Annotated in this window: 11 protein-coding genes and 1 tRNA gene; 4 read left to right on the forward strand and 8 right to left on the reverse strand. The window is 71.8% G+C overall.

The features are described 5' to 3' along the window. Positions 1 to 139: 139 nt before the first annotated feature. Positions 140 to 214 (reverse strand) — tRNA-Gly (locus ACS5PV_RS28865). 95 nt (positions 215 to 309) lie between these two features. Then, positions 310 to 3,732: a YhdP family protein gene (locus tag ACS5PV_RS28870; RefSeq protein WP_455398775.1), complete on the reverse strand. Its 3,423-nt coding sequence runs from the start codon at positions 3,730 to 3,732 to the stop codon at positions 310 to 312. Between the two features lie 278 nt (positions 3,733 to 4,010). Here ACS5PV_RS28870 and ACS5PV_RS28875 point away from each other — a divergent pair, with 278 nt between their 5' ends. Together ACS5PV_RS28875 and ACS5PV_RS28880 are read left to right on the forward strand one after the other, a co-directional pair. Next, on the forward strand, positions 4,011 to 4,475 hold the full coding sequence (locus tag ACS5PV_RS28875; RefSeq protein WP_455398776.1) for a peroxiredoxin: 465 nt from the start codon (positions 4,011 to 4,013) through the stop codon (positions 4,473 to 4,475). A 414-nt stretch (positions 4,476 to 4,889) separates the two neighbouring features. Then, positions 4,890 to 6,155: a M23 family metallopeptidase gene (locus tag ACS5PV_RS28880; protein WP_455398777.1), complete on the forward strand. Its 1,266-nt coding sequence runs from the start codon at positions 4,890 to 4,892 to the stop codon at positions 6,153 to 6,155. A gap of 14 nt (positions 6,156 to 6,169) precedes the next feature. Here ACS5PV_RS28880 and ACS5PV_RS28885 read toward each other — a convergent pair whose 3' ends face one another. The 4 genes from ACS5PV_RS28885 to ACS5PV_RS28900 form a co-directional block, all read right to left on the reverse strand. Then, positions 6,170 to 6,388, reverse strand: a complete 219-nt coding sequence (locus ACS5PV_RS28885) for a DUF2934 domain-containing protein (protein WP_455398778.1) — start codon at positions 6,386 to 6,388, stop codon at positions 6,170 to 6,172. 174 nt (positions 6,389 to 6,562) lie between these two features. Then, positions 6,563 to 8,191 (reverse strand): CTP synthase, encoded by a 1,629-nt coding sequence (locus ACS5PV_RS28890; protein WP_455398779.1) that lies wholly within the window; start codon positions 8,189 to 8,191, stop codon positions 6,563 to 6,565. Between the two features lie 148 nt (positions 8,192 to 8,339). Then, positions 8,340 to 8,753 (reverse strand): preprotein translocase subunit SecG, encoded by a 414-nt coding sequence (gene secG, locus ACS5PV_RS28895; RefSeq protein ID WP_455398780.1) that lies wholly within the window; start codon positions 8,751 to 8,753, stop codon positions 8,340 to 8,342. A 359-nt stretch (positions 8,754 to 9,112) separates the two neighbouring features. After that, the gene (locus tag ACS5PV_RS28900; protein ID WP_455398781.1) at positions 9,113 to 10,453 is read right to left on the reverse strand and encodes a dihydroorotase; all 1,341 of its coding nucleotides are present in this window, start codon (positions 10,451 to 10,453) and stop codon (positions 9,113 to 9,115) included. A gap of 109 nt (positions 10,454 to 10,562) precedes the next feature. On the opposite strand from ACS5PV_RS28900, the gene ygfZ reads away from it, so the two are divergent. Together ygfZ and ACS5PV_RS28910 are read left to right on the forward strand one after the other, a co-directional pair. Beyond that, on the forward strand, positions 10,563 to 11,384 hold the full coding sequence (gene ygfZ / locus ACS5PV_RS28905; RefSeq protein WP_455398782.1) for a CAF17-like 4Fe-4S cluster assembly/insertion protein YgfZ: 822 nt from the start codon (positions 10,563 to 10,565) through the stop codon (positions 11,382 to 11,384). Between the two features lie 460 nt (positions 11,385 to 11,844). Beyond that, positions 11,845 to 12,228 (forward strand): hypothetical protein, encoded by a 384-nt coding sequence (locus ACS5PV_RS28910; protein WP_455398783.1) that lies wholly within the window; start codon positions 11,845 to 11,847, stop codon positions 12,226 to 12,228. Positions 12,229 to 12,258: 30 nt separating this feature from the next. Here ACS5PV_RS28910 and ACS5PV_RS28915 read toward each other — a convergent pair whose 3' ends face one another. Both ACS5PV_RS28915 and ACS5PV_RS28920 read right to left on the reverse strand, forming a co-directional pair. Then, a complete protein-coding gene (locus ACS5PV_RS28915) occupies positions 12,259 to 12,519 on the reverse strand; it encodes a ribbon-helix-helix domain-containing protein (RefSeq protein ID WP_455398784.1) in 261 nt (86 codons plus the stop codon). After that, positions 12,516 to 12,707: a DUF4169 family protein gene (locus ACS5PV_RS28920; protein WP_455398785.1), complete on the reverse strand. Its 192-nt coding sequence runs from the start codon at positions 12,705 to 12,707 to the stop codon at positions 12,516 to 12,518. Before ACS5PV_RS28920 ends, ACS5PV_RS28915 begins: the two co-directional genes overlap by 4 nt. Between the last annotated feature and the right edge of the window lie 58 nt (positions 12,708 to 12,765).

A 12,765-nucleotide genomic window follows, 5' to 3' on the forward strand; every position in this document is an offset into this window, starting at 1 on the left:
GGCGAGGCGGGTGCGGCGGCAGAAGGGGGGCGATCGCAGCCCAGAGATCGTCAGGGAGAAGCGGGCGAGCCATACCACCCCAACGCCCAACCGACCCAATCGTGCCGTTCTGTTAGGCGCTCTTAGTGCTTGCAGGGATTGGAGCGGGCGATCGGGATCGAACCGACGACATTCAGCTTGGGAAGCTGACGTTCTACCACTGAACTACGCCCGCGGTGGCCATCGTCATACGGGGTCGCCCCGGCGCTGTCCACCCCGAAATGCCGCGCAGAGGCGACCTTTGCCGGAGCGCCGCGAGGGCGGTCCGGGTCAGCGTTCGGTGCGCCCGGAGGACGGGGCGTTGGGGTCGCCGCCGCCGGCGCCGAAGAGCTTGCGCAGGAAGCCCGGGGCGATCGCCGAGAGCGGGTTGACGCTGATGCTCGGCGCGCTCATCGCGCCGGCGACCCGGAAGTTGATGCCGAACAGGCCCTCGTTGTGGCCGCCACCCAAGAGCGGACCGAAGATCGGCACCTGCGAGACCACGTTGTTGAGGCCGTAGAGCGGCACGAAGGTGCCCGAGACGTCGGTGCGATCCTTGGCCGTGTCGATCCAGCCGCCGAGCGTGAAGCCCATCGCCGGGCCGGAGATCGCGGCCTCCGCGAAGGCGACGCGGGTGCCGGTGCGCTGGAAGGCGGCGCGCAGGCGGTCGAACCCGACGTCGTTGGCGTCGCTGCGCCGGTCCTCGGTCTCGCCCTGGGCCATGATCCGGCCGAGCGCCGGCTCGTTGCGCAAGGCGAAGGAGCGGACCTGCACCAGGCCCGTCTGCGGCCCGTCGTTGAGCGTCATCTGCAGCGACAGGAACCCGCCCTGCATGCGCTTGTAGATGTCGAGGAAGCGCAGGGCCGCGCCGGCGTCGCTGGTCTCGGCGTTGAGCACCGGCGGGCTGCCGCGCTCGGCCTTCGCCACCTCCAGGCTCACCCCGGCGGAGCGCAGGCGGCCCTGGATCCGGGCCTGGCGCAGGTCGTCGCCGCGCAGGGACAGCTTGAGGCTGGCATTCGTCAGCGCCTCCTCGTTGAAGCCGGTCAGGATCGCGAAGCTGAGATCCGCCTCGACGTCGCGGGCCGGCCCGTCCTTGCCCCCTTTGCGCGGCGGCGCGGTGAGCGCGCGCAGGAACGGCCGGGCGTCGGCGTTGGCGCCCTTGGCGCTGATCCGGTAGCCGTTGCCGGCGCGCTCGACCTGGGCGCGGATGTCGTCGCCCGGCGAGAGCTTGAGGCTGGTGAGGTCGGCCCGCTCGAAGCCCCCGTCGGCGTTGAGCACGGCGCTGCCGCGCAGCTGCACCGTGCCGGAATCCAGCGCGATGTCGCGCAGGTCGCTGCCCTGGCCGGTCTCGGTGAGGGCGAGCGTCAGGCGGCCCGGCTTGCCGGCGGGCTTGGTCCAGCCCGGCAGGAGCCCGTCGACGCTCGCGCGGGCGAGGTCCGCCTCGACCCGGATCGGGTTCTTGCCCGGCCGGCCGACCGGGACGGTGAAGCGGGCATTGACCGGGCCGGCGAGCTGGGGCGCCGTCGGCAGGCCTTTCCGGGCGCGCGCCGCGTCGTCGAGGGCCATCGTCACCACCGCCTCGCCCGGCGCCCCGGCCTTCGGCTGGTGCAGATCGACGGTCAGCGGCGCGCCGGCGAGCCGCCCGTCGCCCTTGAGGCTGAAGCCGTTGCGGTCGTAGGCGATCGCGAAGCGGCCGTTCTCGAGCTTCTCCTTGCCGACGATGCGGTCGGCCACGACGTCGCTGAGGGTGCCGCTCACGGTCACCGGCAGGTCGGCGATGTCGGGCACCGCCTCCAGCGAGAGGGGGAAGTCGATGCGCAGGTCGGCCTGGCCGCGCAGGGTGTTGGGGTCGAGCTCGGTGCCCGAGAGCGAGCGGAAGAGCCTGGTCTGGAGGAGCGACGCCAGGGCGTCGGTCCCGCCGGCGAGGCGAAGCCCGATCTGGGCGTTCACGTCGTGCGGCACCGCGTCCTTGATGACGAAGGAGCCGTCCTGGAGGCCGAGCGCGCGGCCGTCCGGCATCCGGATCTCGGCGCTGGCCCCGCGGATGGTGGTGTTGCGCCCGGTGACGAGCCCGGAGACCCGGGCGCGGGAGAGCGGCGGCGCGTCCGGCGAGATGACGAGCCCGCCCTCGCTCACCGCGAAGGCGATCCGCACCGAGGAATCGGGCATCGGCTCGCCGCGGGTGGCGGCGGCGAACTCGGCCATGGTCATGTCGACCAGGATGTCGAGGCTGTCGAGCCGTCCCGTGCGCATGTTGTCGACGAGGTAGGTGCGGATCGGCGGCGCGACGTTCTCGGGCCACAGCCGCAGGGCGGCGCGCCCGTCGGTGCGGTCGGCGGTGATGCGCAGGGTCAGGCCGCCCTCGTCGGCCCGGGTGCCGAGCGTGCCGCTCACCGTGCCGTGCACGGCGTCGCCCGAGAGGGTGAGGCCGTCGATCTGCACGCCGTCGTCGCGGCCCGAGAGCCTGGCATCGACCTTGGCGATCCTGACCGGGGCGTCGCCGGGGGCGGCACCGCGCAAGGTCGCGTCGGTGCCCGTGAGGAAAGCCGTCCAGCCCGGCCCGGCGCCGTCCGGCCCCGCAACCCACTCGCCGGCAAGCCGCACCCGGTTGCCGGCGCCGCGGTAGTCGAGGGAATCGACCCTGAGGGCGCGGCGCGCCTCGTCCCAGGCGGCGTCGACCGTCACCGCCTCGATCGTCACCGGGTTGAAGTCCTTCTCCTCGATCAGGAGGTTGCCCTCGCTGGTCGTGAGCCGGAGATTCATGCCGTCGAGACGCGCGCCGTGCATCGCCACCTGGGCGCGGCCGGAGAGCTTCAGGTCGGTGGTCAGCGGCAGGCGCGACTGGCCCGACAGCAGCAAAAGGTCGGGCACCGGCAGGTCGTCGAGGGTGAGCACGCCGTGGCGGCCGCCGTCGGGCGCCTGCTCGACGTCGCCGCCGAAGCGCCAGGGCCCGTGCGGGCCGAGGATGCGCATCTCGAACACCCGGGCCGGCCGCGCCGCGTCGCGGTTGAACAGCCCGTCGACCTTCGGGAAGACCACGCGCTCGGCGCCGGATTCGTCGAGCAGGGTCAGGCGGGCATTGGTCAGGCGGGCCCGGTCGAGGCTGCCGATCACGCCGGCCGGGTCGAGCACCAGGCTCAGGATCGACGCCACGGTGGCCGAGACCGGCGACACGGTGCCGCGGGCCGCCACCACCGCCGGCGGGGTGTGGGGCTTGGCCTCGGCGGGATCGCCCGAGGCCGCGAAGGCGATCGAGCCGTCGTGGTGCAGGAGCGCCCGCAATTGCAGGTCGCGGAACTCGACCGAACGGGCCTGGACCGAGAGGCCGAGGAGCGACCACAGGTCGATGGCGACGACGGCGAGCGGCGCCCGCACCACGAGGTCGCCCTCCGGGTTGCGGATGTCGAGGCCGGTGGTGCGGAGCGCCAGCGCCCCGTCGCGGTCGATCTCGATGGCGCTGTCGTGCAGCTCGACGTTCCAGCCGGGCCCGAGCCGCTCGGCGATGCCCGCCGCGACGCGCGGCTCGAGCCAGGCGAAGCTCACCGGGCCGCTCGACAGGCGCAGGTAGGCGAGGCCGAGGCCGAGGCTCAGCAGGACGACGGCGGCGAGCTTGAGGACCAGCACGCCGCGCACGCAGGTCCGCAGCAGCGATCGCGGCGCCGCCTTGATCCGCGCGGCGCACGCGGCCGGGCCGTCGGAACCCGGCTGCGTCACGGGGTCTGGTCCTGGTGTCGCTCGGCCTGTCGTCACGCGTGCGTCGCCAACTCCGGGCGCCCCGACGGGACGCCGCCACTTGTAGGCCTCCGCCCCTGGAGCGCGCGGGCCACGCTTCCGGGCCGCGAGGCCGCCGCCGATGATTGCCCGCTTCGGTGACCGAAGGGTAATGTTCTGCCGCATATTCCGTCGGGCGGCGCGCCGGGCGCTTGCCGGCGGCCGACGCCCTGCCCGCCTCTCGCAGAGGCACACCATCAATCGGCCGAAAGGAAGGCACGATGGCGCTGAACCCGGGCGATCCCGCCCCCGACTTCTCCCTGCCGGCGACCGGCGGCGCGACCCTGAGCCTCGCCGGCCTGAAAGGGCGCAAGGCCGTGCTGTACTTCTACCCCAAGGACGACACCAGCGGCTGCACCCTGGAGGCCCAGGCCTTCAACGGGCTGCGCGAGGCCTTCGCGGCGGCCGACACCGCGGTGATCGGCGTCTCGCCCGACCCGATGAAGAGCCACGACAAGTTCCGGGAGAAGTACGGCCTGGAATTCCCCCTCGCCTCGGACGAGACGAAGGCGATGCTCGAGGCCTACGGCGTCTGGGTCGAGAAGAGCATGTACGGCCGCAAGTACATGGGCGTCGAGCGCACGACCTTCCTGATCGACCGCGACGGAAACATCGCTAAGGTGTGGCAGAAGGTGAAGGTGCCGGGCCATGCCGACGCGGTGCTGGCGGCGGCGCAAGGGTTGTGAGGCCTGCCACGATCCATCGACAATCAAGTCACACGAACATTCACAAGTAGAGCGATGTTCCCCTCTCCAGGCGATGCCGGGCTTGCCGAGTGATCCTTGCCCGGTATCGCTGCAAGGTGTGGGAGAGGGGTCAGGGGTGAGGGTGGCGCGCTTCCGTATGAATCGCTGAGCATGGTGCTGGCAGCGGAACGGTTCGGACTTTTGCGGAACCGTAGCACCCTCACCCCTACCCCTCTCCCACACGGGGCAGGGGATCCCGCGATCTGTGCGTCGCCCGAGATTGACTCGGTCCGACGAGGCGGACGCTGCGCGAGCGCCGCCGCGACACTGCCGCGAGACGCCGTCGTCGTCCCCGTCCTTGAAACATCCTTAACCTTAACCCGCCACGGTCCCGCTCAGGTTACGGACCGTCCCATGCAGTCTCCCCGCCCCTCGTCCCTCGTCGCCTTCCCGTCGCCCGTTCGTTCGCACGGCGGCCCGGACCGGGTGTGGGTGGTGCGGCGCAGGACCCTGGTGCTCGCAGGGCTGGCCTTCGCCGCCCTGTGCCTGTGGGCGAGCGCGGCGACGTGGTTCATCGTGTTTCGCGACGAGGCGCTGGCCCGGTTCATGGAGCGCCAGGGCTCGATGCAATACGCCTACGAGGAGCGGATCAGCGCCCTGCGCGCCCGGCTCGACCGGGTGGCGACGCAGAAGCTCCTGGAGCAGGACGGGGTCGAGACGCGGCTCGCCGACCTCGCCGGACGGCAGGTCGCGCTGGAGAGCCGGCAGGCGATGCTGATGGGGCTTGCCGAGCAGGCCGGCGGCGTGGGCGACGAGTCTGCGGGATGGGGCGGCGCCTGGCCGGCCCGCGACGCCAGGCCCGCGCCCTCCGCGCTGCCCTACGCCCCGCTGCCCTACGCCCCGCTGCCCGCCCCGACACCCGAGGCCCTGGGCCTGCGCACGGAGGCGGATCCCCTCTCCCCCGCCCCCGTCCCCTCCCCCGGGGTCGCATTGAGAATCGCGACGCTCGACCACGCCCTCGACGGGCTGGAGGCGCGCCAGAGCCTGGCGGTCGGCCGCCTCGCCGCCGGCAGCCGCAGCGAGGCGGCGCGCCTGCGCGAGGTCGTGGCGGAGACGGGGCTCGACGCGCGGCGCTTCGCCGCCGCGCGCGGCGGCGGCATCGGCGGCCCGCTGGTGCCGGCAGGCTCCGGGCCGTTCGAGAGCGCGGTGCTCCTGGCGCAGCGCGACCTCGGCGAGCGCGACAGCCTGCGCAAGATCGTCGGCGCGCTGCCGCTGCGGCGGCCGATGGCGAGCGACAACGGCCTCTCGAGCACCTTCGGCTACCGGGCCGACCCGTTCACCCGCGGGCTTGCCGTCCATACCGGCATCGACCTGCGCGGCGAGTACGGCGCCCCGGCGCGGGCCACCGCCGCCGGCACGGTGACGCAGGCGGATTACTCCGGCGGCTACGGCAACATGGTCGAGGTCGATCACGGCCACGGCCTCGTCACCCGCTACGCCCATCTCTCGGCGATCACGGTGGTGCCCGGCCAGGCGGTGGTGGCGGGCCAGATGGTCGGCCGGGTCGGCTCGACCGGCCGCTCGACCGGCACGCACCTGCATTACGAGACCCGGATCGACGGCGAGCCGGTCGATCCGCAGCGCTTCCTGCGGGCGGGGGCCCGGCTGGCGGCGCGCTGAGCGGGTCGAAGGAGTCAGCTGCCGACCGTCTCGGATGGCGCGGCCGCTCGCGCCCGGGCGGGCGGCGCCTCGGCCGGATCGGCCTCCGCCGCGTCGCGCCGGCTCTCCAGCTCGGCCCGCAACTCGCGCTCGGCGAGCAGCCAGAACTGGATCTCGTACCCGTCCGGGCGGTGGTTGCGCTCCCAGATGTCGTAGGCGCGGGCCCGGATCGCCGCCAGGGGTATTTCACGCATCACCGGTCCACCTCTCCCGCGCAGAGGACCCGCTTCGTGCCGGCGGGCCGCCTCGATGGGGCTCCTATACCGTGGGTCGGTATGAATGTCCCAGGGGATCGGCGGTCCGGGGCGCGTCGTCGCGCCCCGGAGATGACCTATGTTGGTCCGGCCGTCGTCTCCGGACGCCCGTTGTCAGACCAGCCGGCTCTGCTCGATCGCCGCGGCGACGAAGCTCTGGAACAGCGGGTGCGGCTCGAACGGCCGCGACTTCAGCTCCGGGTGGAACTGCACGCCGATGAACCAGGGGTGGCCGACCACCTCGACGGTCTCCGGCAGCAAGCCATCCGGCGACAGGCCGGCAAAGCGCATGCCCTTGGCCTCCAGCCGCTCGCGATAGGCCATGTTGACCTCGTAGCGGTGGCGGTGGCGCTCGGCGATGCGGGTGCCGCCGTAGATCTTCGCGATCTGCGAATCGGGCTCCAGGGCCGCCGTGTAGGAGCCAAGCCGCATCGTGCCGCCGAGGTCACCCTCGGCGATGCGGCGCTCGAGCTCGTTGCCGCGCATCCACTCGGTGAGGAGGCCCACCACCGGCTCCGGCGTCGGGCCGAACTCGGTCGAGTTGGCATCCTGGATGCCGGCGAGGGATCGCGCCGCCTCGACCACCGCCATCTGCATGCCGAAGCAGATGCCGAAATAGGGGATCTTGCGCTCGCGGGCGTAGCGGGCAGCGCGGATCTTTCCTTCCGCCCCGCGCTGGCCGAAGCCGCCCGGCACCAGGATGCCGTTGAGGCCCTCCAGGAACGGGCCCGGATCCTCGCGCTCGAACACCTCGGACTCGATCCACTCCAGGTTGACCTTGACCCGGTTGGCGATGCCACCGTGGCTCAGCGCCTCGATCAGCGACTTGTAGGCGTCCTTGAGGCCCGTGTACTTGCCGACGATGGCGATCGAAACCTCGCCCTCGGGGCTCTTGATCCGGCCGACGATGTCGCGCCAGCGGTCGAGCTTGGGCTCGGGGCCGGTCTCGAGGCCGAAATGCGCCAGCACCTCGCGGTCCAGACCCTCCTCCTTGTAGGAGAGCGGCACCTCGTAGATCGTGCCGACGTCGCGCGCCTCGATCACCGCCGTCTCGCGCACGTTGCAGAACTGGGCGAGCTTGCGGCGCTCCTCGCGCGGGATCGGCCGGTCGCAGCGGCAGAGCAGGATGTCGGGCTGGATGCCGATCGAGCGCAGCTCCGCCACCGAATGCTGGGTCGGCTTGGTCTTCAGCTCGCCCGCCGACGGGATGTAGGGCAGGAGCGTCAGGTGGACGTAGGCGCAGGTGCCCCGCGGCAGCTCCTGGCCGAGCTGGCGGATCGCCTCGAAGAACGGCAGGCCCTCGATGTCGCCGACGGTGCCGCCGATCTCGACCAGCACGAAGTCGTAGGCGTCATTGCCGTCGAGGACGAATTCCTTGATGGCGTTGGTGACGTGCGGGATCACCTGGATCGTCGCGCCGAGATAGTCGCCCCGGCGCTCCTTGGTGATGATGTCGAGGTAGATCCGACCCGTCGTGATGTTGTCCGCCCGCGTCGCCGGCACGCCGGTGAAGCGCTCGTAGTGGCCGAGATCGAGATCGGTCTCGGCGCCGTCGTCGGTGACGAAGACCTCGCCGTGCTGCGTCGGGCTCATCGTGCCCGGATCGACGTTGAGATAGGGGTCCAGCTTGCGCAGGCGGACCTTGTAGCCGCGGGCCTGGAGCAGGGCCGCGAGGGCGGCGGAAGCGAGACCCTTGCCGAGCGAGGAGACCACGCCGCCGGTGATGAAAACATACCGCGTCATGGGACTTGCTCCATACACAGGCGTGGCCGGGTTGCCAAACGCCGCCAGCTCAACGGGGTCATGTCCGGGCGGCAGGGCCGGCCGGATTCACAGGATTCTTCGGACGATGAGGGGCGGCGCGGGCGCGCCGCCGATCTTGCGCGCCGGATCAGCGAGATTGCGGCGCCGCCGGGGCTGCCGGGGCGGCGGGCGCCGCCGGGGTGGCCGGCGCAGCGCCTTGCGTCGCGGGCGCGTCGCCCTGCTGCTGGCGCAGCTGGTCGAGGACGTTGCCGGCCGGCGCGGTCTGCCCCGCCGGGGCCCGGGTGCCGGCGCCGTCGAAGATCGAGCGCGGGCCCGCGCCCCGGTGCGACATGATCGCCAGGATCATGCTGGTGGTGAAGAACAGGGCCGCCAGGATCGCGGTGGCGCGGGTGAGCGCGTTGGCCTGGCCGCGGCCGGTCATGAAGCCCTGCGTGCCGCCCCCGCCGCCGAGGCCGAGGCCGCCCTCGGAGCGCTGCAGCAGCACCACGCCGATCAGGGCGAGGACGATGATCAGGTGGACGACGATCAGGACGGTCTGCATCGGGCTTCCGGGCGGGCCTGGATCGGCCGCCAACGTGGCAACGGCCGGCACGCGGGACGCGTCCGGACCTCCAATTCCGGGCGCTCCTATACGAGATATGCGCCGGAGCCAAGGGTGGGAGATGAATCGGGGCTCCGCGGGAGGCGCGGGATGAGCCCTCCCCCCTCTGCGGGGGAGGGTGCCCCACGGCGAGTGCGAAGCACTCGTGCTGGGGCGGGAGAGGGGAACCACGCTTCCGGATAAAGCTGAAGCGTTCTGACGGGCGCCGACTGGATCAGCGTCGCGCTGCCCCTCTCCCGGCCCCTGCTGACGCAGTGTCCACCCTCCCCCGCAGAGGGGGGAGGGTTGGCCGTGGCGCCTCACCCCCGCGCCGGGAACCCCTCCTCGAACCGCACCGCCTCGCCGCGCGACGGCTCGGTGAGGCTGCCTTCCCACATCACCGCCTGGCCCCGCACCACCGTGCCGACCGGCCAGCCGGTGACCTCGCGGCCGTCATGGGGCGTCCAGCCGCATTTCGAGGCGATCCACGCGTTGGTGATGGTCTCGCGGCGCTTGAGGTCGACCACCGTCACGTCGGCGTCGTAGCCGACAGCCAGGCGCCCTTTCCGGGCGATGCCGAAGATGCGCTTCGGGCCGGCGCTGGTGAGATCGACGAAGCGCTGGAGCGAGAGCCGGCCGGCCGCGACGTGGTCGAGCATCACCGGCACCAGGGTCTGCACGCCGGTCATGCCGGAGGGCGAGTCGGGATAGGCTTTCTGCTTCTCCTCCAGCGTGTGTGGCGCGTGGTCGGAGCCGAGCACGTCGGCGACCCCCTGCGACAGGCCCCACCACAGCCCGTCGCGGTGGGCGGCATCGCGCACCGGCGGGTTCATCTGGACCAGCGTGCCGAGGCGGGCATAGGCCTCGTCGCCATCGAGGGTGAGGTGGTGGGGCGTCAGCTCGCAGGTCGCGACGTCCTTGTGCTGGCTGAGGTAGCGCATCTCCTCCTTGGTCGAGATGTGCAGGATGTGGATGCGGGCTCCCGTCTCGCGGGCGATGCGCACCAGGCGCTCGGTCGCCTTCAGCGCCGCTTCCGGCGAGCGCCAGACCGGGTGCGAGGACGGATCGCCCGGCACCCGCAGGCCCTTGCGCTCGCGCAGCATCGCCTCGTCCTCGGCGTGGAAGGCCGAGCGGCGGCGGGTGCGCTTCAGGATCTCGGTGATGCCGGCATCGTCCTCGACGAGGAGCGAGCCGGTGGAGGAGCCGATGAACACCTTGATCCCGGCCGCGCCCGGCAGGCGCTCCAGATCGGCCACGTCCTTCGCATTCTCGTGCGTGCCGCCGACCCAGAACGCGAAGTCGCAATGCATGCGGTGATGGGCGCGCTTCAGCTTGTCGTCGAGCGCGTCGGGGCTCGTCGTCTGCGGCACGGTGTTCGGCATCTCGAACACCGTCGTAACCCCGCCCATCACGGCGGCGCGCGAGCCCGTCTCCAGGTCCTCCTTGTGGTCGAGGCCCGGCTCGCGGAAATGGACCTGGCTGTCGATCACGCCGGGCAGCAGGTGCAGGCCGCGGCAATCGAGGGTGCGGCCGGCCGACGCCCGCGACAGGTCGCCGATCGCCGCGACGCGCCCGGCCGTCACGCCGATATCGGCCAGCCCCTCGCCGTCGTGGTTGACCACGGTGCCGCCGCGCAGGAGGAGGTCGAAGCTCTGGCTCATGGTCGGGATCCCCTCGTCCGCTCATCCGCGTTCATGCAAGGCCCCGATTGAGGGCCGGGCGCAGGCGGCTTATGTCAGCCCCGCCCGCGGTTCAAGCAAAGGACCCCCGATGCCGCTTGCCCTCCTGCCGGACCGTGCCGTCGTGGCGGTCACCGGTCCCGACGCGACGAGCTTCCTTCAGGGTCTCCTGACCTGCAACGTCGAGACGCTGCCCGAGGGCGAGGCCCGCCTCAGCGCGCTCCTGAGCCCGCAGGGCAAGATCCTGTTCGACTTCCTGGTGAGCCGGATCCCCAACGGCTTCCACCTCGACACCGCCCGCGACCGGGCGGCCGATCTCGTCAAGCGCCTGACGCTCTACAAGTTGCGCGCCCAGGTGACGGTTCAGGCGCTGCCGCTCGCGGTGGCGGCGGGCTGGGACGGTGGGGCCCCCGCCGCCGCCCTGCGCGACGGTCGCCTGCCCGATCTCGGCTGGCGCCTTTACGCCCACGAGGCCCCGGCGGCGGACGCGGATGCGGAGACCTACGCGGCCCACCGCATCGGCCTCGGCGTGCCGGAGGGCGGGGTGGACTTCCCCTTCGGCGACGCCTTCCCGCACGAGGCGCTGATGGACCAGATCGGCGGCGTCGACTTCAAGAAGGGCTGCTACGTCGGCCAGGAGGTGGTGTCGCGGATGCAGCACCGCGGCACCGCCCGCACCCGGATCGTGCCCCTCGTGTACCGCGACGGTGCGGCGGCCCCGGCGGGCGAGCCGGTCGTCGCCGGCGAGCGCAGCCTCGGCCAGACGGGGAGCGGCGCGGGATCGCGCGGGCTGGCGATGCTGCGTATCGATCGCCTCGGCGAGGCATTGGCGGCGGGGGAGACGGTGACGGCCGGCGGGCGGGCGGTGGAGGTCGAGAAGCCGAGTTTTGCGAGTTTCGCGTGGCCGGTGTGAGGACAGCCGGCCTGGGAAGCGATCCAGGGTTTGGAGGAGCGGCCCCCTGACCCCAAGTCAGTATGATGCCGCTTGCGGACCGTCCGTGAGCCTGAGACGATGAGCATGGCGCCGGGGGTCGATGGATGGACACGAAGAAGGGCTGGGGACAGCGGAGTGCGGGGACCGGCCGTTTCGTGACGATCACGCCACGCGGATCGATGACGCCCATGACCAGGGACGGCGTCAATCGCGTCCACGAAGCCTTGTCCAAGGCCGCCGAGCAGACCGGCGAGTTCAAATCCTCCTCGAGTGGACGCTACGGATCCCGGAACCTTCCGACGAAATCCAAGTAGTCGAAGTCTGAGCGACGCCGAGCAACGATCGCGAGGTCTTCGACAAACTCACTGGTGACAGCGCTACTGCCGGAGCCGAGGACTTCATCACCTATGCCCTCTTCGCGCATGAGCGACGCGAATGGGTGACGCACCACACCGCGACGCATGGCCAGCCGCCGACGGCCGGCGAGGTCGAGACCTGGATCGGGAACATCACCGATTACCAGTTCGACCAGATGCGTATCAGGGCCGCCTCGTTCTTCGACGTTGCCGCTCGGGCCTACATGGCCGACGAGATCGAGCAAGCCCGACAGGATACGCTTAAAAGTGCCGTCGTGAGAGAGGTCAAGGCGGCCGGCAACTTCTGGCGGCAGTTGTTCATCGCGATGGTAACGGCCATCATGGCGCCCGTCATCATCGGCCTGATCGTCGTCGCTGCCCTGCGCAGCGAGGCGTTCGTTCCGTCAATCGCAGGGACAAAGGACAGGCTCCAATCGCCGCCCCAGAGCAGCGACAAGAGCCGCTAGCCTCACCCATTCTCCAGGAGCTGTTGACGATCAGCCCCCTCCCCCCGGCCACACCGCCCTGAGCACGAACACCCGGATCGCCGACGACAGATTCTGCCCGCCCCGCCCGGCATCGATCTGGCCCACCAGCGCCTGCACCGACAGGCCGCGCGCCAGGGCGAGCTGGCGCAACGCCTCCCAGAACGCCGCCTCGAGGGAGACGCTGGTGCGGTGGCCGGCGATGACGAGCGAGCGCTTGAGCAATCCGCCCTCGGGCAGCGGGCCCGGCGGCGGACCGTCCTGCAGGCTCACGCCTCGGGATCGGGGGTCTTGAGGCGGTGGCCCTCGTGCCGGGCGGTCTCCAGGCTCTTGCGGGCCTCCTCCCGGGTCTTGGCCGCCTTCGGACGGCCGAAGACGACCCGGTTCTCGCTCGCCTGGGCCTCCTTGGCGGCCCGCTCGCGGGCCTTGCGGACCTGCTTCAGGTTGATGATCTCGGCCATGACCCGATCCTCCGCGCCCCCGCAATCGGGGAAACGCCCCGCGCCGCCGAAAGCTGCG

The organism is Methylobacterium sp. Gmos1 (assembly GCF_053764715.1).